Source organism: Achromobacter pulmonis (assembly GCF_902859765.1).
Taxonomy (GTDB): Bacteria; Pseudomonadota; Gammaproteobacteria; order Burkholderiales; family Burkholderiaceae_B; genus Achromobacter; species Achromobacter pulmonis.
This window is the reverse complement of sequence record NZ_CADIJV010000029.1, coordinates 1-24,425: the sequence shown is the minus strand read 5'-3', so window position 1 is coordinate 24,425 and position 24,425 is coordinate 1. Positions and strand designations below refer to the sequence as shown.

The 24,425-nt window shown below is 66.3% G+C and carries 24 protein-coding genes; 5 read left to right on the top strand and 19 right to left on the bottom strand.

The window, feature by feature from the left end:
• The first annotated feature begins 44 nt into the window (after positions 1-44).
• The 3 genes from HV701_RS20845 to HV701_RS20835 all read left to right on the top strand — a co-directional run bounded on the left by HV701_RS20845 (position 45) and on the right by HV701_RS20835 (position 853).
• Positions 45-245: a CsbD family protein gene (locus tag HV701_RS20845; RefSeq protein ID WP_006389412.1), complete on the top strand. Its 201-nt coding sequence runs from the start codon at positions 45-47 to the stop codon at positions 243-245.
• A gap of 26 nt (positions 246-271) precedes the next feature.
• On the top strand, positions 272-436 hold the full coding sequence (locus tag HV701_RS20840) for a DUF1328 domain-containing protein (RefSeq protein ID WP_175134915.1): 165 nt from the start codon (positions 272-274) through the stop codon (positions 434-436).
• 78 nt (positions 437-514) lie between these two features.
• Positions 515-853 (top strand): BON domain-containing protein, encoded by a 339-nt coding sequence (locus HV701_RS20835; protein WP_175134914.1) that lies wholly within the window; start codon positions 515-517, stop codon positions 851-853.
• Positions 854-1,015: 162 nt separating this feature from the next.
• Here the strand turns inward: HV701_RS20835 and HV701_RS20830 are convergent, their stop codons facing one another.
• From HV701_RS20830 to HV701_RS20785, 10 genes are all read right to left on the bottom strand, one after another.
• Positions 1,016-1,888, bottom strand: coding sequence for a PhzF family phenazine biosynthesis protein (locus HV701_RS20830; RefSeq protein WP_175134913.1), 873 nt, complete (start codon positions 1,886-1,888; stop codon positions 1,016-1,018).
• Positions 1,889-1,948: 60 nt separating this feature from the next.
• Positions 1,949-3,334 carry a 4Fe-4S binding protein gene (locus HV701_RS20825; protein WP_175134912.1) on the bottom strand — a complete coding sequence of 462 codons (1,386 nt, stop codon included), beginning with the start codon at positions 3,332-3,334 and terminating at the stop codon, positions 1,949-1,951.
• 58 nt (positions 3,335-3,392) lie between these two features.
• Positions 3,393-4,238 (bottom strand): FTR1 family iron permease, encoded by an 846-nt coding sequence (locus tag HV701_RS20820; RefSeq protein WP_175134911.1) that lies wholly within the window; start codon positions 4,236-4,238, stop codon positions 3,393-3,395.
• A gap of 14 nt (positions 4,239-4,252) precedes the next feature.
• On the bottom strand, positions 4,253-4,588 hold the full coding sequence (locus tag HV701_RS20815) for a cupredoxin domain-containing protein (RefSeq protein WP_420867824.1): 336 nt from the start codon (positions 4,586-4,588) through the stop codon (positions 4,253-4,255).
• Positions 4,589-4,599: 11 nt separating this feature from the next.
• Positions 4,600-5,136 carry an iron transporter gene (locus HV701_RS20810; protein WP_175134909.1) on the bottom strand — a complete coding sequence of 179 codons (537 nt, stop codon included), beginning with the start codon at positions 5,134-5,136 and terminating at the stop codon, positions 4,600-4,602.
• A 215-nt stretch (positions 5,137-5,351) separates the two neighbouring features.
• The gene (phaR, locus tag HV701_RS20805) at positions 5,352-5,921 is read right to left on the bottom strand and encodes a polyhydroxyalkanoate synthesis repressor PhaR (RefSeq protein WP_175134908.1); all 570 of its coding nucleotides are present in this window, start codon (positions 5,919-5,921) and stop codon (positions 5,352-5,354) included.
• Between the two features lie 118 nt (positions 5,922-6,039).
• Positions 6,040-6,777: a 3-ketoacyl-ACP reductase gene (locus tag HV701_RS20800; RefSeq protein ID WP_175134907.1), complete on the bottom strand. Its 738-nt coding sequence runs from the start codon at positions 6,775-6,777 to the stop codon at positions 6,040-6,042.
• Between the two features lie 75 nt (positions 6,778-6,852).
• Entirely contained in the window at positions 6,853-8,490 is a 1,638-nt protein-coding gene (gene phaC / locus HV701_RS20795; RefSeq protein WP_175134906.1) for a class I poly(R)-hydroxyalkanoic acid synthase, read from the bottom strand.
• A 112-nt stretch (positions 8,491-8,602) separates the two neighbouring features.
• On the bottom strand, positions 8,603-9,367 hold the full coding sequence (gene pgeF, locus HV701_RS20790) for a peptidoglycan editing factor PgeF (protein WP_175134905.1): 765 nt from the start codon (positions 9,365-9,367) through the stop codon (positions 8,603-8,605).
• Positions 9,355-10,377: an RluA family pseudouridine synthase gene (locus tag HV701_RS20785; protein ID WP_175134904.1), complete on the bottom strand. Its 1,023-nt coding sequence runs from the start codon at positions 10,375-10,377 to the stop codon at positions 9,355-9,357. The genes pgeF and HV701_RS20785 overlap by 13 nt, the downstream gene beginning before the upstream one ends.
• 107 nt (positions 10,378-10,484) lie before the next feature.
• Between HV701_RS20785 and HV701_RS20780 the strand changes: the two genes are divergently transcribed.
• The gene (locus HV701_RS20780; RefSeq protein ID WP_175134903.1) at positions 10,485-11,273 is read left to right on the top strand and encodes an outer membrane protein assembly factor BamD; all 789 of its coding nucleotides are present in this window, start codon (positions 10,485-10,487) and stop codon (positions 11,271-11,273) included.
• Between the two features lie 95 nt (positions 11,274-11,368).
• On the opposite strand, the gene HV701_RS20775 is transcribed toward HV701_RS20780, so the two are convergent.
• Positions 11,369-13,456 carry a DNA repair helicase YoaA gene (locus HV701_RS20775; protein WP_175134902.1) on the bottom strand — a complete coding sequence of 696 codons (2,088 nt, stop codon included), beginning with the start codon at positions 13,454-13,456 and terminating at the stop codon, positions 11,369-11,371.
• Positions 13,457-13,685: 229 nt separating this feature from the next.
• Between HV701_RS20775 and tex the strand changes: the two genes are divergently transcribed.
• Positions 13,686-16,058 carry an RNA-binding transcriptional accessory protein Tex gene (tex, locus tag HV701_RS20770; protein WP_175134901.1) on the top strand — a complete coding sequence of 791 codons (2,373 nt, stop codon included), beginning with the start codon at positions 13,686-13,688 and terminating at the stop codon, positions 16,056-16,058.
• A gap of 150 nt (positions 16,059-16,208) precedes the next feature.
• Here tex and HV701_RS20765 read toward each other — a convergent pair whose 3' ends face one another.
• The 8 genes from HV701_RS20765 to odhB form a co-directional block, all read right to left on the bottom strand.
• On the bottom strand, positions 16,209-17,561 hold the full coding sequence (locus HV701_RS20765; RefSeq protein ID WP_175134900.1) for a tryptophan--tRNA ligase: 1,353 nt from the start codon (positions 17,559-17,561) through the stop codon (positions 16,209-16,211).
• Between the two features lie 142 nt (positions 17,562-17,703).
• Positions 17,704-18,027, bottom strand: a complete 324-nt coding sequence (locus HV701_RS20760; RefSeq protein WP_175134899.1) for a DUF3325 domain-containing protein — start codon at positions 18,025-18,027, stop codon at positions 17,704-17,706.
• A 6-nt stretch (positions 18,028-18,033) separates the two neighbouring features.
• Positions 18,034-19,656 carry a PepSY-associated TM helix domain-containing protein gene (locus HV701_RS20755; RefSeq protein WP_175134898.1) on the bottom strand — a complete coding sequence of 541 codons (1,623 nt, stop codon included), beginning with the start codon at positions 19,654-19,656 and terminating at the stop codon, positions 18,034-18,036.
• Positions 19,653-19,934, bottom strand: a complete 282-nt coding sequence (locus tag HV701_RS20750) for a DUF3649 domain-containing protein (RefSeq protein ID WP_175134897.1) — start codon at positions 19,932-19,934, stop codon at positions 19,653-19,655. Before HV701_RS20750 ends, HV701_RS20755 begins: the two co-directional genes overlap by 4 nt.
• 23 nt (positions 19,935-19,957) lie before the next feature.
• Positions 19,958-20,590, bottom strand: coding sequence for a DUF4198 domain-containing protein (locus HV701_RS20745; RefSeq protein ID WP_175134896.1), 633 nt, complete (start codon positions 20,588-20,590; stop codon positions 19,958-19,960).
• A gap of 201 nt (positions 20,591-20,791) precedes the next feature.
• Complete coding sequence (gene zapE, locus HV701_RS20740; protein ID WP_175134895.1) at positions 20,792-21,883, bottom strand: cell division protein ZapE; 1,092 nt, start codon at positions 21,881-21,883, stop codon at positions 20,792-20,794.
• Between the two features lie 76 nt (positions 21,884-21,959).
• Positions 21,960-23,387 carry a dihydrolipoyl dehydrogenase gene (gene lpdA, locus HV701_RS20735; protein ID WP_175134894.1) on the bottom strand — a complete coding sequence of 476 codons (1,428 nt, stop codon included), beginning with the start codon at positions 23,385-23,387 and terminating at the stop codon, positions 21,960-21,962.
• A 120-nt stretch (positions 23,388-23,507) separates the two neighbouring features.
• Positions 23,508-24,425 (bottom strand): 2-oxoglutarate dehydrogenase complex dihydrolipoyllysine-residue succinyltransferase (gene odhB / locus HV701_RS20730; RefSeq protein WP_175134893.1); only part of this gene is annotated, 918 nt, incomplete at its 5' end.

Here is a 24,425-nt window from a genome sequence, read left to right as displayed (position 1 = left end):
CAGGCCATGAGCCGCCGCATCCGCCACAACGAAGAGAGGTCACCATGAATAACGACATCATTGCTGGCAAGTGGAAGCAACTGACCGGTAAGGCCAAGGCGGCCTGGGGTGAGCTCACCGACGACGAGTTGACCCGCACGGAAGGCAACGCCGAGCGTCTCGCCGGCCTGATCCAGGAACGCTATGGCAAGACCAAGGAACAGGCGGAAAAGGAAGTACGCGATTTCTTTGATCGCAACCCCTGATCCCCACGCTACCAGGAGAAGCTGACATGTTGCACTACGCCGTCGTTTTCTTCGTCATTGCGATCATCGCGGCTGTCCTGGGCTTTGGCGGCATCGCCGCCGGAGCCGCGGGTATCGCCAAGATCCTGTTCTTCGTCTTCCTGGTCCTGGCGCTGCTGTCCATTCTGAGCGGCGCATTCCGCAAGAAATAGAAGAACATCGCACCCCGAGAATTTTCGCTCAGCCATTGCATCTCGAACGCGCTGAACCACATTACAAGGAGCACAACTATGGAAATCCGCAAGCTGATCGCCGCCGCCGCACTGGGTACGGGCGCTGTCTTCACTTCCATGGCCTTTGCCGCCAATGACGGCAAGCCCAAGCAATCCGTGGGCGAATACGCGTCCGACGCGACCGTGACAACCAAGGTCAAGGCCGCCTTCGTCGCCGACAAGCAACTGAGCGCGCTGGACATCGCCGTCGAAACCACCGATGGCGTGACCAAGCTGACCGGTAGCGTCGGCACTGCCGCCGAAGCCGATCACGCCGCCACCGTGGCGCGCGGCGTCGAAGGCGTGAAGCAGGTCATGAACGACATCAAGGTCGACCCCGCCAAGAACAAGAAGTAACGCCCCGGCCCTGAATGGCCATGCCATGAAAAACGGCGCCTGTGCTCATGCACAGGCGCCGTTCTTCGTTTGGGGGCGGAACGACGGCAGCGCAGTGCGCACACCGCGCTGCCTTGCCCCCGGCGGCAAGGCGGTCCGGCCAAGCCAGACCGGCGCACAGCCTCAAACGTCTACCGTACCGCGGCCGATCTCCAACGCGCGGCCGCCCACCTGGATGCGGCCATCGGCCAGCACGTCCAGCAGCAATCGGCACGGACGGCCCATCTGGTCGCCCTGCTCCACCCGGAAACTGGCGGGCAATGCATGTTGCCGATGCCGCAGCCAACCGCCCAGGTTGGCGCAGGCCGAGCCGGTGCCAGCATCTTCCTGTACCCCGCCGCCGGGCTTGGCATAGAAGTAACGCGTCACCACGACATCGCGCCCATCCTGTTGCCGGCTCGGGTCGAAAGCGAACAGGTAGCAGACCTTGCGCCCCAGACTGTTGGCCTGCCAGCGATCCAGCTGCGCAGCATCCGGCTTGGCCCGCCGCAACGCGTCGACGTTTTTCAGCGGCACCAGCAGCTGCTCCGCACCCGTATCCACCCAGACAGGGTCATGCGCCAGGTCGTCCACGCCCAACCCGACCAGCCCGGCGATATCGGCGGCCGGCAACGTCGGCGCCGCCGTGCGCACGCCGTTCGGGCAAGGCGCGGTGAAGGTCCAGGCGTCCCCCTGCGCGGTGACCGGCACCACGCCAGCCTTGAACTCCAGCGTCAAGGCATCGCCAGACTTGAGCAGGTCACGCACCACCTGCGAGGTGCCGATGGTGGGATGGCCGGCGAACCCCATTTCGAAGCCGGGCGTGAAGATGCGCACCCGCGCATCGGCCACGTCGGATGGCAGGATGAAAGTGGTTTCGGAAAGATTGAACTGCGCCGCCAACTCGCGCATGGTGGTGTCGTCCATGCCACGCGCGTCTTCGAACACGCAGAGGGGATTGCCGGTGAAGGTGCTGGACGCGAAGACGTTGAGGAGGCGGAATGCGTAGGAGGCCATGAGGGATCCAACCGGGGAGCCGCCACCGGCGGCGAAGCCCCAAACTGTAGCGCAAGACGCCTACCAGATGGCGAAGAACAGCACCCAGGACCAACAGAACGGCGCAAGACCTGCCGCCAACACCAGCCACGCCGCGATCTTGCGGACCAGACCGACCGGACGCTGGTTCAAGAGGCGCGCGAACAACCGCAGCGTCCACAGCACCGCCAGCGTCAACAGGGTGAAGCGTACCGGCGCCGCCCACGCGGCGCGCACGCCTTCGTGCTTGAGCAGATTGACGGTGGTGGCCGACAGCCCCAGGAACACACCGATGCCGGCCGACGGAATCAGCCCCTGGGCCAGCTTGTGCAGGCCCGGACGGAACCAGCCGGTGGCGTCCTCGGCGGCGGGCGCCAGCCGGTCGGCGATCCATAGCGACAGGAAGGCAGCGCCGCCCACGCACACCGTGGCCCCCACCACGAACATCAAGATGCCAGCGCCATCGAGCCACGAGAAACTGTCGTTCACTTCCGGATAATGCGTCAGGATGAACCACGGCGCGTTGTCCAGCAGCGGCCACATGATGTCGTGCTCGACCAGCCAAGTCGCGGCCCATTGCTTGGCCGTCACATACCAAGGGCTGGCGCTCCACAGGAAGGCGCCCATGGCGATGCCCATCAGGCCGAAGCACAGCAGCACGGTCTGCCAGGGCTCGCCATCGGTGACGTTGACGACCTCTTCCTCGGGCGAGCGCGGCGTCAGCGCGATGGCGCCGCGATAGCCGCTGCAGCGGCCGCACACGTGACAGTCGCCGGCGCCCTTCATGTGTCGCAAGGGCACCAGCGGCGCACAGTTGATGGGTTCGATGCGGATCACCGGATGACGCCACTTTTCTTCATCGACCTTGAAGTGCCACGGCGCCAGCTTGGCCAGCAGGTTGAACACGCCGTTGACCGGGCACAGGTACTTGCACCAGACCCGCTTGCTGCGGCCGTAGCGCCAGCCCACGATCATGGCCGCCACGGTCGAACCGCCCAGCACCGCCAACACCGCCAAGGGATATTGGTACACGCTGACGAGCTGACCATAGACGGTGGTCAGCGCAAAGGCCACGAACGGCCACCCGCCCCAGCGCATCCATTTGGGAATGGCATGCCCCTGGCCGCGTTCGCTGGCCCATTCGGTCAGCATGCCTTCCGGACAGAACCAGCCGCACCATGCCCGTCCCAGGATGGGCATGGAGACCAGCACGAACGGCCACCAGACGCCCCAGAAAGCGAACTGCGCCACGATGGTCAGATTGTTGAACACCGAGGCTGAGTTGTCCGGCAGCGGCATGATGGCCGGCACGATCAGGAGGAAAGCGTATATCGCAACAATGCCCCACTGCAGCTTGCGCAACAGAGGGGCATGGTCTCGGAGAAAATCGGCGATACGGGAGGTTGCCCTCCCGAGTGCAGCTGCCATGGTCAAACCTTCATTAATTCAGTCCGATAAAAGCGTCGGTATTCATGACGACGCCACATCAGGATGCGGCACGCGCCGCCACCGCAGCGGGTTTCACTCCCACCCGGCGCAGCAGCAGCCACACCACGACCCAGTACGCGCCCCACAGCAACACCGAGATCAGGGCCGGCAGCGCACGGTAGCCGGCGAAATCCGCCAGGATCTTGCCCAGGCCGGTGCTGTCGCTCAGCAGCCAGGAGCTGTCCCAGACCGGGTCGACAAGCGTCGGCAGCACGTCCAGCGAGATCAGGTGATCCAGCCCGCCCACCAGCAGCGATCCCGCCAGCAGCAGCAGCAGGATTTCGGTAGCGCGGAAAAAACGGCGCCACGTGATCAGCTTGCCGCCCAGTTGCAACAGCCAGAAAGTCAGCAGCGCCACCGCGAAACCGGCCACGCCAGCCAGGGCCAGCTTCAGCATGTCGCTGCCGCCGTCACCCGCCGCCACCGTGCCATACAGGAACACCACGGTTTCGCTGCCCTCGCGCGCCACGGCAATGGCCACCAGCACCAGCAGCCCCCACCAGTTGTCGCTGGCGACCGAGGAGCGCGCGCCGCTCTCGAGTTCGCCCTTGAGGGTGCGGCCATGTTTTTTCATCCACACGACCATCTGCACCACCAATGCGCACGCCGCCAGCGACATGATGGCCTGGAACCATTCCTGGCCTTCGTCGCTGAGCCATGACGACACGCCCAGCAGCACCAGCGCCAGCGCCACGGCCAGCGCCAGACCGGCGGCCACGCCGCCCCACAGATATTTCAGGCCGCGTTTGCCTTCCGGCGTCGAGCGCAGCCAGGTGTACAGAATGCCCACCACCAGCAGCGCTTCGACGCTTTCGCGCCAGACGATGAAAAGAACCTGTTCCATGTAATGCGGCCTGCCTATTCCTTGGGCTTGACGATCAGGGTGCCTTTCACCGCCTGGTGAAAGTCATCGAAGAAGGGATATTCACCCGGGCGCGAGATGGTGATGACGACGAACGACTTCACGCCGGGGCCCAGTACCTTCTCCTTGCGCAACGGAATGCTCTCGAATTCCACGGGCTCGTTGCTCTCGTTGATCAGTTCGATCTTGAAGCGGCCGGCGGGCACTTCCAGCGTGGCCGGCTCGAACGTCCCGTCGGGCTTGAAGCGCAACGTGAAGGTCGGCAGTTCGTCGGCCAGCGCCGGCGCCACGCCGGCCAGGCCGATCAACAACGCCACGACGACGCGAAGCAGGGCCCGCACGATCAGTAGCCGCCTTTCTTGCCGGTGCCGGCATAGACGAATTCATATTCCAGGTCGAACGGCTGGAACCAGTCACCCACCCCGGTTTCCTTGTCGATGTGACGGCCGAAGTGGCTCATCTTGTCGGCCGTCGGCGGCAGGATGGTGTACTTCAGCTTGTACTTGCCCGGGCCTTCGAGCTTGACGTTCTCGCCGTAATGCGGACCGTCGTTGGCGACCATGGGCATGAAGGTGCCCTTCTGCACGTTCTGGCTGCCGACCTTCTGGATTTCGTATTTCACGACCAGGTAGGGCATCCATTCGCCTTCGGGAAAACCGGTGGGGTTGCCCGCGGTGGCGTGGATGTCCGCTTCGAGGTGGATGTCGGAGTCCTTGGCGGGGCGCATCATGCCCGGGGGATCCATTTCGATCGGCTGCAGGTAGACCGCGCCGATTTCCATGCCGCCCTTTTCCACCGGCTTGCCAATGGGGTATTCAGCCGCTTGGGCGGCGGACACGCTCAAAGCGACGATGGCCAGGGCCAGGGCTTTCTTCATCATGTGGGTCATCCTCGAAGCACGATTGATACGACGGGTCCTATAAACATAAACAAGAACCGTTTGCATTAATGTAACGAAAAAATCTGACACCTCCCTGAATCGGAACAGTCTGAAATTGCCGCGCCGTTGCGTCCCGTCAAGCAAAACAAAAGCCGGCGGGCAAAGCCACGCCGGCTGATCACACGGTCCGCGGCGCGGCATCGCCGCGCCTTTTTTCAGGGCTTGCGCCCGCCACCCTGCGCGCCGCCAGGGGTGAACGGAAAGGTCGAGAACATGGCGCGGGTCTGGTCCTGCATCTGATCCTGCATCTGCACGAACAGGTTTTTACTCTGGTCGATGTAGTTGTTCATCATGTTCTGCAGCATGGGCGTCTGCACGTTCATGAACTGCGTCCAGGCTTCGGGGCCGAACTGGCTGCCATACAGGCCCTTGGACTGCTCGGCCATGCGCTGCTGGATCTCCATGAAGGCCTGGATGTTCTTTTCCAGGTAAGAGCCCATGATGCCCTGCATGGCGTGGCCGTAGAAACGGATGATCTGCGACAGCATGTTCGACGAGAACATGGGCATGCCGCCGCTCTCTTCTTCGAGAATGATCTGCAACAGGATGCTGCGGGTGAGGTCTTCGGCGCTCTTGGCGTCGACGACCTGGAATTCCTCGTTGGCCAGGACCAGTTGCTTGACATCCGCCAGGGTGATGTAGGTGCTGGTCCGGGTGTCGTACAGGCGACGGTTGGGGTACTTTTTAATCAGGCGCAGGCTGGCGCCGGTTTGTGCTTGCGTCATGGTTGTCCCCGGATCGGGCGATCTCTAAGACTTCGAATAAGGAGAAGTGTAATGCCGCGGCCCCATCTCCCCGAGGCTGCGCGGCGGAAAGGCCGCCCGCCGGGCGGCCCGCGATGCGTCAGCCCATGTGCAGGCCGCCGTTGAGCGAGAAATCCGCCCCGGTGGAAAAACCGGATTCGTCGGAAGCCAGCCAGGCCGTGATCGACGCGATCTCCTCCGGCGTGCCCAGGCGCCGCACCGGAATGGTGGCGACGATTTTCTCCAGCACGTCGGGACGGATCGCCCGCACCATGTCGGTCCCGATGTAGCCGGGCGAAATGGTGTTGACGGTGACGCCCTTGCTGGCGACTTCCTGCGCCAGCGCCATGGTGAAGCCATGGATGCCGGCCTTGGCCGTGGAATAGTTGGTCTGGCCGAACTGGCCTTTCTGCCCGTTGACCGAGCTGATGTTGATGATGCGCCCCCATTGGCGCTCGACCATGCCGTCGATGACTTGCTTGGTCACGTTGAAGAGGCTGTTGAGGTTGGTGTCGATGACCGCGCGCCAATCATCGGCGGTCATTTTGCGGAACAGGCCGTCGCGGGTGATGCCCGCGTTGTTGACCAGCACGTCGACCGGACCGAGTTCCGCCGTGACGCGCTCGAAAGCGGCCACGGTGGAATCCCAGTCGGACACATTGCCGACGGAAGCATAAAAGGTATATCCCTGCGCCGCCTGCTCATCCAGCCATTGCTGGTAATTGCGGCTGGGGCCGCAGCCTGCCACGACGCGAAAGCCTTCCTTGGCCAGGCGTTGGCAAATAGAGGTGCCGATCCCGCCCATCCCGCCTGTAACGTAAGCCAGTTTTCCGCTCATTGGACTTCCTCCTGTGTGCGACGGACGCCTCGTTGATTGATTTCTTCTTGGCCTGGGCCCACCGCCTTCGCGGTTTCAGGCGGCCCGGACCTTCACATACCTGCCAGGGGCCGGCTCTATTGGCCGATACCTGGTATTACCTGATTTTGCACGAGCCTTGACCTGCTTGCCGGAATGCCCCGCGAGCCAGGCCGCCCAATCCGGCCACCAACTGCCCGGCTTCTCCTGGGCTTGGGCCAGCCAGGCGTTGGGATCGCCCGGCAAGGGCTGGCCGGAAGCGCCGAGATTGTCTGCCACCCAATAGCTGCGACGCTTCTTGGCGGGCGGATTGACCACGCCGGCGATATGCCCCGAAGCCCCCAGCACGAAGCGCTGCGGCCCGCGCAGCACCTGGGTGGAGGCATAGGCCGACACCCAGGGCACGATATGGTCTTCGCGCGAACCGAAAATATACGCCGGCATCGACAGGCGCGTCAGGTCCAGCGGCAGGCCCGCGGCCTGCGCCCGGCCCGGCACCTTGAGATTGTTTTCGAGATACGTGTTGCGGAAGTACCAGGAAAAGAACGGACCCGGCAGGTTGGTGCTGTCGCCGTTCCAGAACAGCAGGTCGAAGGCTGGCGGTTTCTGGCCTTTCAGGTAGTTGCCGACCACGTAGTTCCAGACCAGCTCGTTGGGTCGCAGGAACGAGAACGTCGTGGCCAGGTCGCGCCCCGGCATCAAGCCGCCATTGCCCAGCTGGTGATCGCGCAGCAACGCGTGAGCCTCGTCGACAAAGACACTGAGAACGCCGGTATCGTGGAAGTCGAGCAGCGAGGTCAGCAGCGTCAACGCCGCCACCGGATGCTCGCCGCGCGCCTCGGCCAGCGCCAGCGCCGAAGCCAGCATGGTGCCGCCGACGCAGAAACCGAGCGCATTGACCTGTGGCTGTCCGGAGATGTCGCTGGCCACGCGCAGGGCCTGCAGCACCGCGTCGTCGAGATAATCCGACCAGGTGGCGCGGTCGATGCCGTCGGTATCGCTGGCCAGCGGATTGCGCCAGGAAATCAGGAACACGGTGAAACCCTGTTCGAGCGCATGGCGCACGAACGAGTTCTCGGGCTGCAGGTCGAGGATGTAGAACTTGTTGATGTTCGGCGGCACGATGACCAGCGGAATCTGGTGCACCGTGGCGGTCACCGGCTTGTACTGGATGAGCTGGAACAGCGCATTTTCGAACACCACGTCGCCAGGCGTCGTCGCCACATTGCGGCCGATCTCGAACTGGGTCTCGTCGGTCTGGGTGATGCGGCCTTTCTTGACGTCACCCAGCAGGTTGGCCAGGCCTTCGTTCAGGGCCCGCCCGGCGCTTTCGACGATGGATCGCTGGGCGTCCGGATTGAGCGCCAGGAAGTTCGAGGGCGACAAGGCGTCGACCCACTGCATGATCGAGAAACGCAGGCGGTCGCGCATCGGTTCGCTGACCTGGGCCGCGTCGACCATGCGCGACATGGCGCGGGCCGACAGCAGATAGGTATGCGCCATCAGCAGATGCTGGCCATTGGCCGCCCACGCCTCGCCGGCGAAACGGCGGTCGGACGGCGGCGCCAGCGCGCCACGGCGGGCGTCGTCGCACAGCCGCTGCCATTCGCGCGAGAATTCAGCCTGGATATCGGCCAGGACGTCCGGAGCCACGCTCACCGGATGGGGCCCTGAAGCGGAGAGATTGGCATTCACTTCGACACCTTGTTATCGAGACTTCCCGATTGATGTTGCATGCCGGGTCAAGGGCTGTCAATGCGGGTATTCAATGAGGGTCGCAAGGCGGGTGCACCCGCCTTGCGCTGGATCAAACCGGATCCAGCCAGGCCAGCAATGCCATCCGGCCGGTTTCGCCATCGCGGCGGTATGAAAAGAAGCGCGCCGCGTCCGTCGCCGTGCACAAGCCGCTCTGGCTGACCGCCTGCACGCCGGCGCGGCGCAGGCGGAATTCGGCCAGGCCGGCCAGGTCGGCCAGCCATTTGCCCGGCACGCCCGGCCGGGGCCGGAAATAGCGTTCGGCGGCGGCGTCGTCCGCCATGAAGGCATCCAATACATCGCGCCCGACCTCGAACGCCTCCGGCCCGATGCCGGGCCCCACCCAGGCGCGCCAGGCCGTGGCCTGCGGCGCCTTGGCGCGCATCGCCGCCAGGGTGTGCTCCAGCACTCCGCCGGACAGGCCGCGCCAGCCGGCGTGGGCCGCGCCCAGCACGCGGCCGTCGGCGTCGGCCATGACCACCGGCAGGCAGTCAGCCACCATCACGGCCAGCACCCGGCCCGGTTGCGCGGTAACGCTGGCGTCCAGCGCCGGCGTGTCAGGCAGGCCGGGCGCGTCCGCGTCGACCACGTCACTGCCGTGCACCTGGCGCAGCCATAAGGGCTCGGCGGGCAACGCGGCGCGCAGGCGGCGGCGGTTCTCGGCCACGATATCGGGATCGTCGCCGGCCCGCAGGCCCAGATTGAGCGTATCGTGCGGGGCGCTACCGGCGCCGCCGGCGCGGGTGGTACAGAAATAGTTGACGCCCGCCCAGGCGGGACCGGTCACCACGGGCAAACCTTCGATCATGCGTTCCATGCGATCGCTTCCTGGACCAGGGTCATGTCGGCCGGCAGCGGCGCGGCGAACTCGACTTCGCCGCGTCCGCCCGGATCGTCGAAATGCAGGGCGCGGGCATGCAGCATCTGCCGCTGCGCGCCCGCCATGTTTCTGCCGCCATAAAGGGTGTCCGCCAGCAGCGGATGGCCGAGGCTGGCCAGGTGCACGCGGATCTGGTGGGTGCGGCCGGTTTCCAGGCGGCAGACGACTTCGCTGACACGCCCGCCCGGCTCGACCGCGCCACGCCGCGCGGGCGCGTAGTGGGTCACGGCCGGCTTGGGCGCCACCGGCCGCTCGACGCTCATGCGCACCGGCACGCGCGGATCGCGGCCGATGGGGCGATCCACCTTGCCGGCGGCGGCCAGCCAGCCATGCGCCAGGGCCACGTATTCGCGGCCCATGCTGCGCGCCTGCAACTGGCGCACCAGGTGGGTCTGCGCGATCTCGTTGCGCGCGACCACCATCAGGCCGGAAGTATCCTTGTCGAGCCGGTGGACAATGCCGGCTCGGGCCACCTGGGCGAGTTCCGGGTAGCGGTGCAGCAGGCCGTTGAGCAGCGTGCCGCTCCAGTTGCCGGCGCCGGGGTGCACCACCAGGCCGGCGGGCTTGTTCACCACGATCCAGTCCGGGCTTTCGTCCACCACGGGAAAATCGATGGGTTCCGGCGAAAATGCAAGGGTTTCCGGCGCGGGCTGGGCCCAGACGCTGATCTCGTCGCCGGGGCCGACGGTCTGGCGCACCTTGCCGGGAGCGCCGTTCACGTGGACGTTGCCGGCTTCGATCCAGCCTTGCAGACGGCTCCGGGAATGGTCCGACAACAGCCCGGCCAGCACCTTGTCGAGCCGGTCGGCGCGCGTGCCCGCGGGCACCGTTACAAGTTGCGGTTCGCCTCGCGATTTCGCGCCTGGGTCGTTGCCCGGGGAATCACCGGGAAGGTCCAGGAGTTCATCGTCGGAAACGAGATCTGCGCTGAAGGCTGTAGCAGACATGGAGACAAATCATATAATCAGCCTGCCATGCTACCACCAAGGATACGATTCTCGTGATTCACCACCCCGCAGCTCCCTTGAACCCCGCCTCCCGAAGCGGGTCGGTTTTGCGCGTGGTTATCGCGCTATTTGCCGTCATCGCGATCGCCGGTTGCGGCTCGACCAACAGCAAGTACGACAAGACCACCAACTGGAGCGCCGAACAGCTCTACGCGGACGCCAAAGCCGAAATCTCCTCGGGTGGCTGGAAAGAAGCCCGCGAGCGCCTGACCGCCATCGAAAGCCGTTACCCCTTCGGCGTGTATGCCCAGCAAGCCCTGCTGGAGCTGGCTTACGTCAACTGGAAAGACGGCGAAAACGAACAGGCGCTGGCCGCGATCGACCGCTTCCAGCAGCTTTACCCCAACCATCCCGGCACCGACTACGCGCTGTACCTGAAGGGTCTGATCAACTTCACGCCGGCCAGCGCCTTCATGAGCAACATCACCGGCCAGGACCCCGCCGAGCGCGACCCCAAGGGCCTGCGCGCGTCGTATGACGCCTTCAACGAGCTGATCAAGCGCTACCCGGACAGCAAATACACGCCCGACGCCGAAAAGCGTGTCGCCTGGCTGGTCAACACCATCGCCATGAACGAAGTCTACGTGGCCCGCTACTACTTCGAACGCGGCGCCTATGTGGCCGCGGCCAACCGCGCCCAGACGGTCATTACCGACTTCGAAGGCGCGCCCGCCACCGAAGAGGCGCTCTACCTGATGGTGGAGTCCTACGGCAAGCTGGGCATGACCGAGCTCAAGAACGACGCGCAACGCGTGATGGACAAGAACTTCCCCAACAGCACGTTCAAGACCAAGGGCCTGAAGGCCGACAAGAGTTGGTGGAATCCGTTCAACTGACCTTCCCTCCGCGCATGGGAAACCCCTCGATCGCTCGAGGGGTTTTTTTTTGTCCACGGGGCGCGGGCGAGCCGCCCTGGCGGCGGTCGCGGGCGCTACGCCTGCCTGCGACGATAGAACGCCAGCACTTCCTCCAGTTCGCGCGTGCGCGCGAATGGCGGCAGGCCGCGCCACAGGCGCTTGCCATAGGGCTTCTCGACCAGGCGCGCATCGCCCACCATCAGCACGCCCCAGTCGGACTCGGTGCGGATCAGGCGGCCGGCGCCCTGCTTGAGCGAGATGGCGGCCTCGGGCAACTGGTATTCGGAGAAAGGATTGCCACCCTGGGCGCGGCAGGCCCGCAGGCGCGCCTCGATCACCGGATCGTCGGGCGGCGCGAACGGCAGCTTGTCGATCGCCACCAGCGTCAACACGTCACCGGGCAGGTCGATGCCTTCCCAGAAACTGGCGCTGCCCACCAGCACGGGATGCGTCAGCTTGCAGAAGCGGTCCAGCAGGTCGCGGCGCGTCCCCTCGCCCTGCTTGAGCAATGGCCAATCGTGGCCGCCATCGTCGAAGGCATCGGCCAGCAGGTTGGCCACCTTGTCGACCGCCCGCAACGTGGTGCACAACACCAGGGTGCCGCCCGGGCTGGCTTGCAGCAGCGGCAGCAGCGTCTGCACGAAACGATCCAGGAACTGCGGCGACTGCGGCTCGGGCATGCCGCGCGGCACGAACAGCAGCGCCTGCTGGGGGTAGTCGAACGGTGACTCCCACTTGCCGGTGCGCGCGCGCTCCAGGCCCAGCTGGCTGGTGAAGTGGGTGAACTCCCCATTCACCGACAAGGTGGCCGAGGTCATGATCCAGGCCTGGCCGGGCTTGCGGTATTTGGAGAACGCCTGCGCCACCGAAAGCGGCGCCGAATGCAGGCGCACGTGATGCTGGCCATGCTCGACCCAGCGCACCGCCGGGCCGGTCCATTCGCCTGCCGCCGCCGCGCCTTCCAGAATGGCGGCCGGCGTCGCCAGGCCGTCGGCGAGCGCGGCGACGGGCGCGGGCGCCTGATCGTCGCGGCCCCAGCCTTCGTCCTCGAAAGCGGCGCCGCCCGCATCGCGTCCGGGCGTGGCCCAGCGCTTCAGGCGCACGGCGATCTCGGCGCCGCTGCGCGCGGCGGCCACCAGGTCGGGGTGGCGCTCGGCGACCGAGCCCAGCGCATGGGTGGCGGCATCAATCGCCTCGCGCAGCACCGCCAGCGCGGCGTCGAATTCCTCGGCATTGGGAATGGCGTCAAACGTGGCCTTGCGGCCCGGCAGCCGGTCCAGCGGCGCACAGACCAGGCGCAATTCGCGCGCGGCGGTTTCCACGTGGCGCGCCACGTCGCTCCATTTGGTCGCTTCGCGCGCATAGGCCAGGCCGGCGGCCTCCAGCGCACGGCCGAAATCCAGCAACTGGTGGGTCGACACGCTGCTGCCCAGGAAACGGGTGGCGGTGTCGGGCAGTTGATGCGCTTCGTCGAAGATGACGGTATCGGCCTCGGGCAGCAGGTCGGTGACGCCTTCTTCACGCAGCACCAGGTCGGCCATGAACAGGGCGTGGTTGACCACCACGACATCGGCCTCCTGGGCCTGGCGGCGCGCCTTGACCACGAAACAGTCGCGGATACGCGGGCATTCCTGCCCCAGGCAGTTCTCACGGGTCGAGGTGACGCGCTGCCAGATATCGGCGTCTTCCGGCACCTGCGCCAGGTCGCTGCGGTCGCCGCTCTTGGAAATGCCGGCGAACACCTGGATCTGGCGCAACTGCTGGATTTCCGAGCGCGATTTCAGCGCACGCTCGTCGCCCTGCAGGCGGTCGAGGTGGTAATGGCAGACATAGTTGCCGCGCCCCTTGAGCAGCGCGGCCGTGACCGGCGCGGCCAGCGCCGCCCGCACACGCGGCAGGTCGCGGCTGAACAGTTGGTCCTGCAGGGTGCGCGTCCCGGTGGAAATCAGCACCTTGCCGCCCTGGATGAACGCGGGTACAAGATATGCCCAGGTCTTGCCGATGCCGGTGCCGGCCTCGGCCACCAGCGTGGCTCGGTCCTGGATGGCCTGGCCGATGGCCTGGGCCAGCTCCACCTGCGACGGGCGCGGCTTGTAACCAGGCAGGGCCGACGCGAGCGGGCCGTCCTCGGCGAAGAATTCGGAGATGTCCAGGTCCAGCATCGAAACAGCCTAGCGTCAACAGCGACCATGCCGATGGACGGTCGGGACGCCAGACACGGAAATGGGTGGGAAAGGACCAGATGATACCCGCTGGCGCCGCCCTTTTCCGCCTGCAGCGTCGCAAATCGTGCCTGCCGTGGGGACGGATCCGTCCCGCCTGGCACGTTCTGTAACAACGGCTTATGGCACAATCCGCCCCTTGTTTTTCCTTTTTTGCCGTCGTATCGAGATGTCTGAAACTTCCGTTATCACGAACGTCGCCGCCGGCGTCGACAATGCCCGTATCGTGGCCCAGCTCGCCACCGAGCTTGGCGCCCGCGCCTCCCAAGTCGCCGCCGCGGTGGAACTGCTGGACGACGGCGCCACCGTGCCGTTCATCGCGCGCTACCGCAAGGAAGCCACCGGCGGCCTGGACGACACCGTCCTGCGCAACCTGGAAGTGCGGCTGGGGTATCTGCGCGAACTCGAAGAGCGCCGTGGCGCGATCCTCGAATCGATCTCGCAGCAAGGCAAGCTGACGCCCGAACTACAGCAGGAAATCGCCAGCGCCGATACCAAGCAGCGCCTGGAAGACTTGTACGCGCCGTACAAGCCCAAGCGCCGCACCCGCGCCCAGATCGCCCGCGAGGCCGGCCTCGAACCGCTGGCCGACGCCATCCTGGCCGATAAGGCCTGCGATCCGGCCGCGCTGGCCGCGCAGTACCTGAATCCCGAAGCCTCGATCAACGATGCCAAGGCGGCGCTGGACGGGGCACGCGACATCCTGGCGGAACGCTACGCCGAAAACGCCGACCTGCTGGCCGACATGCGCGAGCACCTCTGGTCCACCGGCTATCTGTATTCCAAGATGGTCGACGGCAAGGAAACCGAAGGCGCCAACTTCCGCGACTGGTTCGACTTCAACGAACCGCTGCGCACGCTGCCATCGCATCGCATCCTGGCGCTGCTGCGCGGCCGCCAGCAAGGCGTGCTGGACATCCGCCTGGGCCTGGAAAGCGAACTCGAGGCGCAACTGCCGCACCCCTGCGTGGCGCGCGTGGCCAGCATCCTCAAACTGGGCAACGACCTGTTCGCGCTCGATGCCTCGCCACGCTCGCGCTGGCTCGGCGAAGTCTGCCGCTGGACCTGGCGCGTCAAGCTGGTGACGGCCTTCGAAAGCGAGCTGATCGGCCGCCTGCGCGAAACCGCCGAAGCCGAAGCCATCCGCGTGTTCGCCGCCAACCTGAAGGATCTGCTGCTGGCCGCGCCGGCCGGCCCCAAGGCCGTGCTGGGCCTGGACCCCGGCATCCGCACGGGCTGCAAGGTGGCGGTGATCGATCGCACCGGCAAGGTGGTCGATACCACCACCGTCTACCCGTTCGAGCCGCGCCGCGACCGCGAAGGCACCATCAACACCCTGGCCGCGCTGGTGGCGCGCCACCAGGTCGACCTGATCGCCATCGGCAACGGCACCGCGTCGCGCGAAAGCGAGAAGCTGGTGGGCGACATGCAGGAACGCTTCCCCGACCTGAAGGTGACGCGCGTGGTCGTGTCCGAGGCCGGCGCGTCGGTGTATTCGGCGTCCGAGACCGCCGCGCAGGAGTTCCCCGACCTCGACGTCACGCTGCGCGGCGCCGTGTCGATCGCGCGCCGCCTGCAGGATCCGCTGGCCGAACTGGTCAAGATCGATCCCAAGGCCATCGGCGTCGGCCAGTATCAGCACGACGTCAACCAGCGCGAACTGGCGCGTTCGCTGGACGCGGTGGTCGAGGACTGCGTGAACGCGGTCGGCGTCGACGTCAACACCGCCTCGGCCGCGCTGCTGGCGCGCGTGTCGGGCCTGAACTCGCTGCTGGCCAAGAACATCGTCGCCTGGCGCGACGAGAACGGCGCCTTCCCCACCCGCGAACAGCTGCGCAAGGTGCCGCGCTTCGGCGACAAGGCTTTCGAGCAGGCGGCCGGCTTCCTGCGCATCCCCAATGGCGACAACCCGCTGGATGCCTCGTCGGTGCACCCGGAAGCCTATCCGGTGGTCGAGCGCATCGTCGCCCGGATCAAGGCCGAAGTGAAGCAGATCATTGGCCAGCGTGACGCCCTCAAGGGCGTGTCGCCGTCGGACTTCACCGATGAACGCTTCGGCCTGCCCACGGTACGCGACATCTTCGCCGAACTGGAAAAGCCGGGCCGCGATCCGCGCCCCGAGTTCAAGACCGCGCAATTCAAGGAAGGCGTCGAGACGCTCAACGACCTGTACCCGGGCATGGTGCTCGAAGGCGTGGTGACCAACGTGGCCAACTTCGGCGCGTTCGTCGACATCGGCGTGCACCAGGACGGCCTGGTGCATATCTCGGCGCTGGCCGAGAAATTCGTGAAGGATCCGCGTGACGTCGTGCGCGTGGGCCAGACCGTCAGCGTGAAAGTGCTGGAAGTGGACGTGGCGCGCAAGCGCGTGGCCCTGACCATGCGCATGAACGACGCCGCCGTGCCCGCGCGGCGCGGCGCCGACGCCCCCAAGGGCGGCGATCGCCCAGGCCGCCGTCCGCAAGCTGACAGCGGCCGCGGTGGCGGCGGCGGCGCCATGAACAGCGCCATGGCCGACGCCTTCGCCAAGCTCAAGCGCTGATCCGCTTCTCCTGGCCGCCCTCGGCGCTTCCCACTGCGCGATGGACGTCTCGTCCGCGCTGCGGGGGGCTGACGGCGGCGCACGCCCGGCCTGACGGCCGGGCAATCCTGCCACGCTGACAGGCGGCGCGCCCGCGCCGCCCGCGTCATTTCAATCCTGCGACATCGAGGCCAGGGCCTCGCTCGCCTTGGCCAACTGCGCCTGCGCGTCGCCCTGGGCGCCAGCGGGCGCGGTCGCCACAGCCACCCCGTCGAGCACCGCCGCCACGCCCTGAGCGGTGGCTTGCAGCAGCGCGTCGGGCGCTTCCGACTGCAGCCGGCGCATCAGCGCGCCGGCTTCCTTGGGGTCGGCAAAGCGCTGCGAAAGCAGCAATTCCTCGCCATCGGCGGCCAGCAGGCGGAAGCGGAAGCCGCCCTCTTCGTCGCGGAAGCTGACGAAGCGCGCGCCCTTGCCCTTTTCCTTCCTGGCCTGCGCCTGCTTGCCCGGCGCCTGCGCGTTCAGGTTGCGCAGGCCCACGGCCTCGCGCAGCTCGCGCATCATCGGCACAGCCAGCTTGCGCGCCTTGGCGGCGCCAGCCTGCAACACGTCCTCGATGCGGCCGGGGTTGGCCATCAAATCGAAGTAGCGTTCGCGCATCGGCGCCAGCAGGCTCTCCAGGTGATCGTAGAGCGCGTGCTTGGCCTCGCCCCAGCCCAGACCTTCCTCGAGCTGCTTGCGGAACGCCGCGGCCTGTTCGTGCGTGGCAAAGGCGCGGTAGATCGTGTACAGGTGCGAGCCCTCGGCGTCCTTGGGCTCGCCCGGTTCGCGCGAATCGGTGACGATGCGCATGATCGCGGCGCGCAACGCCTTGGCGCCGCCCTCGAACAACGGAATGGTGTTGTTGTAGCTCTTGGACATCTTGCGGCCGTCCAGGCCTGGCAAGGTGGCCACGTCCTCTTCGATGGCGACCTCGGGCAGCGTGAAGTAGTCACGGCCATACAGATGATTGAAGCGCTGGGCAATGTCGCGCGCCATTTCCAGATGCTGGATCTGGTCACGACCGACCGGCACCTTGTTGGCATTGAACATCACGATGTCGGCGGCCATCAGGATCGGGTAAGAGAACAGGCCCATGGTCACGCCGTCATCGGGGTCCACGCCCTTGGCCGTGTTCTGGTCGACCGACGCCTTGTAGGCGTGCGCGCGGTTCATCAGGCCCTTGGCCGTGACGCAGGTCAGCAGCCAGCTGAGCTCGGGAATTTCCGGGATGTCGGACTGGCGGTAAAAGGTCACGCGTTCGGGATCCAGCCCCACCGCCAGCCAGGTGGCGGCGATTTCGAGCCGCGAGCGGGCCACGCGGGCCGGGTCGTCGCACTTGATCAGCGCGTGATAATCGGCCAGGAAGAAAAACGCGTCGACACCCGGCTGCGTGCTGGCATGGACCGCCGGGCGGATCGCGCCAGCGTAGTTGCCGAGGTGGGGAGTTCCGGAGGTGGTAATGCCAGTGAGGACGCGGGTGTTCATGGACGAAGAAGGCGTTTGCTTGGGGAAACGCCCAGTGTAACGTGCCGCGCGGGGCGTCCGGATGACGCGCGCTGGCAGCGGGCCGCCCCGGACGCGGCGGCGGCCCGTACCGGCCGGCCCCGGCGCCATGGACGCGACGCGACTACAGGACCGCCAGCAACGGCGCGGCCACCGCGCACAGCCCGCCCGCCGTCAACGCGGCGCGCGGCCGGAACGTCAGGAACCAGATCAGCAAGAGGCCGGCGATGCTGAGGATGCCGATCCATTCGACGGTGCCGTAGCTCCAGCCCCAGACGGCGGCCGAGGCGCACAGCGACAGCGATAGCGCCAGCCAGCCGAAGGCGCGCAACGGCACGCGATGGCGGCGTGGCAAGGCACGATCGAACAGGTCTTCGTAGTGTCGGTCCATGCCCAGGCACAGCGCGGAGAACCCCGCATAGGCCAGGCAGAAGGCGGCAAGCGTCATGGCATATCACCTCGGTCCATAGGCTTCGGAAGGGGCAGGCGGCGCGGCCCGCGCCGGCGTCCTGGCCGCGCTCTTCTTGGCCGGGGCATTGCGCGCCCGGGCCGCCTTCCGTGCCATCCAGCCCAGCAGCAGCGCGCCGGCCAGGCAGCTCAGGTCGAAGCCGGCCATGACCCAATCGCCGGCGGGCAACGACACCCCCAGGTGGCGCGCAGTCGTGAGTGCGTTGACCACGGGCACCAGCGCCAGCGATGCGGCGGCCAGCGTCAACAGGTCCTGCCACTTGCGCTTGGGGAACGCGAAGGCGTAGGCCAGCGACAGCCCCCAAGCGGTGAAGAACGCGCGCACTTCCCACAGGGCCCGCCCGGGCAGGTCGGCCGGCACCAGCCGGTTGGCCCAGAAGAACGCGGCAATGGCGATGAACAGGCCGGCGATGGTGCCGGCGTTCAAGCCGTCCACCAGACGCAGCGAAAAGGCCTCGCGCGCCCCGGGACGCGCCTTCTGGCGGCGTTTGGCGATCCACAGCACCAGGCCGGAACCGACCATGCCGGTGCCCGCCAGGCTGACCAGGAAATAGAACCAGCGCAACAGCGGTTCGGCGAACAGCCCGAGGTGCAGGCCGACGATCACGCCGGCGGTGCGCACGGTCGGGCTCAGCGCGTCCTGCCCTGCCAGGAGAGCGCCCGTCACCCCGTCGAACCGGGCATAGGGCGAGAGCCGGCCGTACGACACGCCATCCGCGGCATTGCGCGTCAGGGTGACGGTGGCGCCGGCGTCGCCCGGGTTGTTGACCGTGATGCGGCCGATCCGACCCTGCCAGCGTTGTTCCATCTGCGCCACCAGCGGCGCGATCGCGATCAGCGGCGCCGGCTGGTGGCGTGGCGGCGTGACCTTGACCCCCGGAAACATGTCCTCGGTATATTGACGCGGGTTCTCGTACGCCGCCAGGATGCCCGCCGGCATCAGCATGCTCGCGAACAGCACAAGGCCGCTGAAGGTGATCATCAGGTGGAACGGCAGGCCCAGCACCGACAGCGCATTGTGGCCGTCCATCCAGGCCCGCTGGCCGCCCTTCTTCGGACGGAACGTGAAGAAGTCGGCGAAGATCTTCTTGTGCGTGATGATGCCGCTGATGATCGCCACCAGCATGAACATGCCGGCGATGCTGGCGAGCCAGCGCCCCCACGGGAACGCCATCTCGAGCTCGAAATGGAACCGGTAGAAGAAGTCGCCGCCGCGCGTCGCGCGCCCCTCGACGGCCTGTCCGCTGTGCGGATCGAGCTTGACGCGCACGAAGCCGCGCTCACCCGGCTTGGGCTTCGGTTCCTGGTACAGCAGCTGGATCAGCGGCTCGCGCTCGGAGGGCGGCGTAATGAACCAGCGCTTGGCGTCGGGTGCATGGTCGGTCAGATAGCGCTGCGCCAGCGCGACGGATTCGAGCGTGGGCGCGGCCTGCACCTGGATCTCGGGCTGCATCCAGCGGGTGATCTCGGGACGGAAGAAGGACAGCGTGCCGGTCAGGAACATTGCGAACAGCACCCAGCCGAAGATCAAGCCCGACCAGGTATGCAACCATGACATGGATTGGCGCAGGCCCTCTTCGCCTTGCGCTTTTCCGGTGTTGGGTTTCATGCGCCCCCCACCATGCGGCCGATCAGGAACAGGCCGCCGAACAGCGCCGCCGGCGACAGGATGCCGGCCCAGGCGCGCCAGGCGTTGCGAGTGGCGAACACCCAGATGACGCCGCAGGCGTAGAGCACAAAGGCCGACATCTGCGCCGTGACGACGGCGTCGGCGCGTTGCATCGGGAGCCAGACGGCCAGGCAGGCCGAGGCCGCCGAGGCCAGGCCGTAGCCGCCCAGGATGGCGGCCAGGGCCCGGGAGGCCACGGCCAGACGGTAGCGCATCATGCCTGCGCCGGCTGCGGGAGCTTTCACTTGGTCACGTTGAAGGTCAGGGTGGAAACGTAGCGGATCCTGGTGTAGGCCTTGCCATCGGCCTCGCCGGCCTGATCCTCGACATGGGCGGTTTCCAGCACGTACTGGCCCGGCCATGGCGTGGAGATCTCGATGCGGCCGTTCTCATCGCTGCGCAAGCGCTTTTCCCACTTTGGCGGGCCGAACACGGTGACTTCGGTCTTGGCCAGCGGCTGGCCCTTGAACTGCAGCACGAAGGTATTGCTGCCCGCGGCAGCCGGCACCAGTTCCAGGTCGAGCCGGCCCTGGGTATCCGCGCGGCCGGCCTTGGCGCCGTAGCGCATCAGCGTGTCCTTGAACTGGATCGGCTGCGACAGGCGCACGTCGCTCTTGCCGCTGGCGGCGAACTCGACGAAATCCGCTCCCTTGGCCGACGCCTTGTACGTCTTGCCATCGGCGCCGGTCACCTCCGGCGCCGTCAGGACCTTGCCCAGCAGGCCATCTTGCTTTTCGCGCAGATCGTCCGCCCATTCGCCGAAGTACGCTTTTACCGGGCCCTGTCCGGCCCGCTCGAGCCAGACGAAGTGCGCTTGCGCCGCGCCGGCGCTGCCCAGCAGTGCGATGGCCGCCAAAGTCCTTGCGAAATTCATTGTCGATTTTCCTGTTGTGAGTGCCGATCCGGCGCCGCCCCGCGACGCAAGCCGATCAAACGGTCATGAATTATAACCATTCTCACTACGATAAAGAATACGCCTTGGTTTGCATATTCCGCGCCACATGCGCACATCGTCCGCGGTGACCGCGGCAACAGGCAGGAGGCGGCGCGTCGCGATCGACGCGCCGCAATCACGCTACAGCGATACCGTCAGACGGCGTTCGGATTCCAGATATTCGCGCGACTGCATCTCCAGAATGCGCGAGACGGTACGATGGAACTCATTGGCCAGGGCGCCTTCGGTATAAATCTCTTCCGGTTCGCACTCGGCCGACATGATCAGCTTGACGCGATGGTCGTAGAACACGTCGATCAGCCAGGTGAAGCGGCGCGCCTCGGACGCCTGGCGCGGCCCCATGCGCGGCACGCCGGACAGGATCACCGCATGGAAACGGTTGGCCAGCTCCAGGTAATCGTTCTGGGAACGCGGACCGCCGCAGAGCGTGGCGAAATCGAACCACACCACCGAGCCGGCCAGCGCCAGGGCACGAATCTCGCGATGCTCGATGTGCAGCACCGGTTCCTGCGGCGGCGTATCGGCCAGGGTATCGAAGGCCTGCTGCAAGGCCTGCCGCGCCGGCTCGCCGAGCGGCGTGTGATAGCACTGCACCTGCTCGAGCGAACGACGACGGTAGTCGATACCGGCATCCACATTCATCACGTCCATGCGTGCCTGGATCAGCTGGATCGCAGGCAACACACGGTCGCGGTGCAGGCCGTCTGGATACAACGTGGACGGCTCGTAATTGGAGGTCATGACGAACGAGGTTCCGTACTCGAACAACTTGAACAGCAGACGATGCAGGATCATCGCGTCCGCCACGTCCGATACATGGAATTCGTCGAAGCAGATCAGGCGGTACCGCTTGGCCACGCGCCTGGCGACCTCGTCCAGCGGGTCCTGCATGCCCTTCACTTCTTCCAGTTCGCGGTGCACGCCACGCATGAACTCGTGAAAGTGCAGGCGCGTCTTGCGCACCACCGGCACGGTGGCATAAAAGGCGTCCATCAGGAAACTTTTGCCGCGCCCCACCCCGCCCCACAGGTACACGCCGCGCGGCACGTCGGGCCGGTTCAACAGCTTCTTGAGGGCATTCGAGCGCATGGCCTTGAACTTGACCCACTCGTCGTAATAGCGCTGCAGCCGGTCGATCGCCTGCTTCTGGGCGTCGTCGGGCTTGTAGCCGCGCTCGGCCAGGGCGTGTTCGTAGTATTCGCGGACGTTCATGGAGAGGACACAGACAAATGAAAAAAAGGGCGGGTCCGAGAACCCGCCCCCTTTGACAGAGCCGCAACGTGGCGGATCAGAAGTTCAGGGCACGCTTGTCAACGGCCAGGGCGGCTTCCTTCACGGCTTCCGACAGCGTCGGATGCGCGTGGCAGATGCGCGCGATGTCCTCGGCCGCGCCGCGGAATTCCATGATGGTCACGGCTTCCGAGATCAGTTCCGAGGCCATCGGGCCGACGATGTGCACGCCCAGGACCTCATCGGTCTTGGCATCGGCGATCACCTTGGCGAAGCCGGTGGTGTCGCCCAGGGCGCGGGCGCGGCCATTGGCCAGGAACGGGAAGCTGCCGGCCTTGTACTCGCGGCCTTCGGCCTTGAGCTGCTGCTCGGTCTTGCCGACCCAGGCGATTTCCGGCGAGGTGTAGATCACCCACGGCACGGTGTCGAAGTTGACATGGCCGTGCTGGCCGGCGATGCGCTCGGCAACCGCCACACCTTCTTCCTCGGCCTTGTGTGCCAGCATCGGGCCGCGCACCACGTCGCCCACCGCCCAGACGTTGGGCAGGTTGGTCTTGCAGTCGCCGTCCACGGCGATGAAGCCACGCTCGTCGAGCTTCAGGCCCACGGCGTCGGCGTTCAGGCCGCCGGTGTAGGGCACGCGGCCGATCGAGACGATCAGCTTGTCCACCACCAGCTTCTGCTCGGCGCCCTTGGCGTCGACGTAGGGCACGGTGACGGACTTGGCGGTCGCCTTGATCTCGCCGATCTTGACGCCCATCTGGATGTTCAGGCCTTGCTTGGTGAAGGCTTTCAGGGCTTCCTTGGCCACCTGCTGGTCGGCGGCGGCCAGGAACTCCGGCATCGCTTCCAGGATGGTGACTTCGGCACCCAGACGGCGCCACACGCTGCCCATTTCCAGGCCGATCACGCCGGCGCCGATCACGCCCAGCGTCTTCGGCACGGCGCCGATGTTCAGCGCGCCGTCGTTGGACAGCACGACCTTTTCATCGAACGGCAGGCCAGGCAGCTCGCGCGCCGACGAACCGGTGGCGACCACCACGTGCTTGGCAACCAGGTCTTCCTCGGCGGTGCCGGTGACCTTGATGGCCCAGCCGCCCTCGACCTGGCCGGCGAAGGCGCCCTTGCCATGGAAGAAGGTGACCTTGTTCTTCTTGAACAGGTACAGGATGCCGTCGTTGTTCTGCTTGACCACCGTGTTCTTGCGGCCGATCAGCGTGTCGAGCTTCAGGCTGACGCCCTTGACTTCGATACCGTGCTCGGCGAAGTGGTGGTTGGCTTGCTCGTAATGCTCGGACGATTGCAGCAGCGCCTTGGACGGGATGCAGCCGACGTTGGTGCAGGTGCCGCCGGGTGCCGGGCCGCCCTGGCCGTTCTGCCAGGCGTCGATGCAGGCCACCGACATGCCGAGCTGCGCGGCGCGGATGGCGGCGATGTAGCCGCCGGGGCCCGCGCCGATGACGACGACGTCGAATTGTTTGGACATAGTGTTCTCGCGAATGAGGAGGGTGTGGAACTCGCCCCGGCCCACGCATGCCGGCCCGGCAGGCCGGCCGGGCGCCGCCGACACACAGGTCGCGCGGACGCCGGGCTCAGGGCGCCGAGATTACAGGTCCAGCAACAGGCGCTGCGGATCTTCCAGGGCGTCCTTCATGGCGACCAGGCCCAGCACGGCTTCGCGGCCGTCGATGATGCGGTGGTCGTAGGACAGGGCCAGGTAGTTCATCGGGCGGATGACGATCTGGCCGTTTTCCACCACGGCGCGTTCCTTGGTGGCGTGCACGCCCAGGATGGCCGATTGCGGCGGGTTGATGATCGGGGTCGACAGCATCGAGCCGAACACGCCGCCGTTGGAGATCGAGAACGTGCCGCCGGTCATCTCTTCGATGCCCAGCTTGCCGTCGGCGGCGCGGCGGCCGAAGTCGGCGATGGTCTTTTCGATTTCAGCGATGGACAGTTGGTCGGCGTTGCGCAGGATCGGCACCACCAGGCCGCGCGGGCTGCCGACAGCGATACCGATGTCGAAGTAACCGTGGTAGATGATGTCCTTGCCGTCGATCGAGGCGTTGATCAGCGGGAACTTCTTCAGCGCGGCAACCGCGGCCTTGACGAAGAACGACATGAAGCCCAGCTTGATGCCGTGTTCCTTCTCGAACTTGTCCTTGTACTTGTTGCGCAGATCGATGACCGCTTGCATGTTCACTTCGTTGAACGTGGTCAGGATCGCGTTTTCCTGTTGCGATTGCAGCAGGCGCTCGGCGATGCGGGCGCGCAGGCGGCTCATCGGCACGCGCTGTTCCGGACGGCCATCCAGCGACAGCGTGGTCGGGGCCGGGGCGGCGGCGGCCTTGGCCGGAGCGGCCTTGGCGGCGGGGGCGCTGGCGTTCAGGGCATCGCCCTTGGTGACGCGGCCGTCACGGCCGGTGCCGGTGACGCTGGCGGCGTCCACGCCCTTCTCGGCGAGGATCTTGGCGGCGGCGGGCGAGGCCACGCCGGCGGCGGCGGTCGAGGCGGGCGCGGCCGG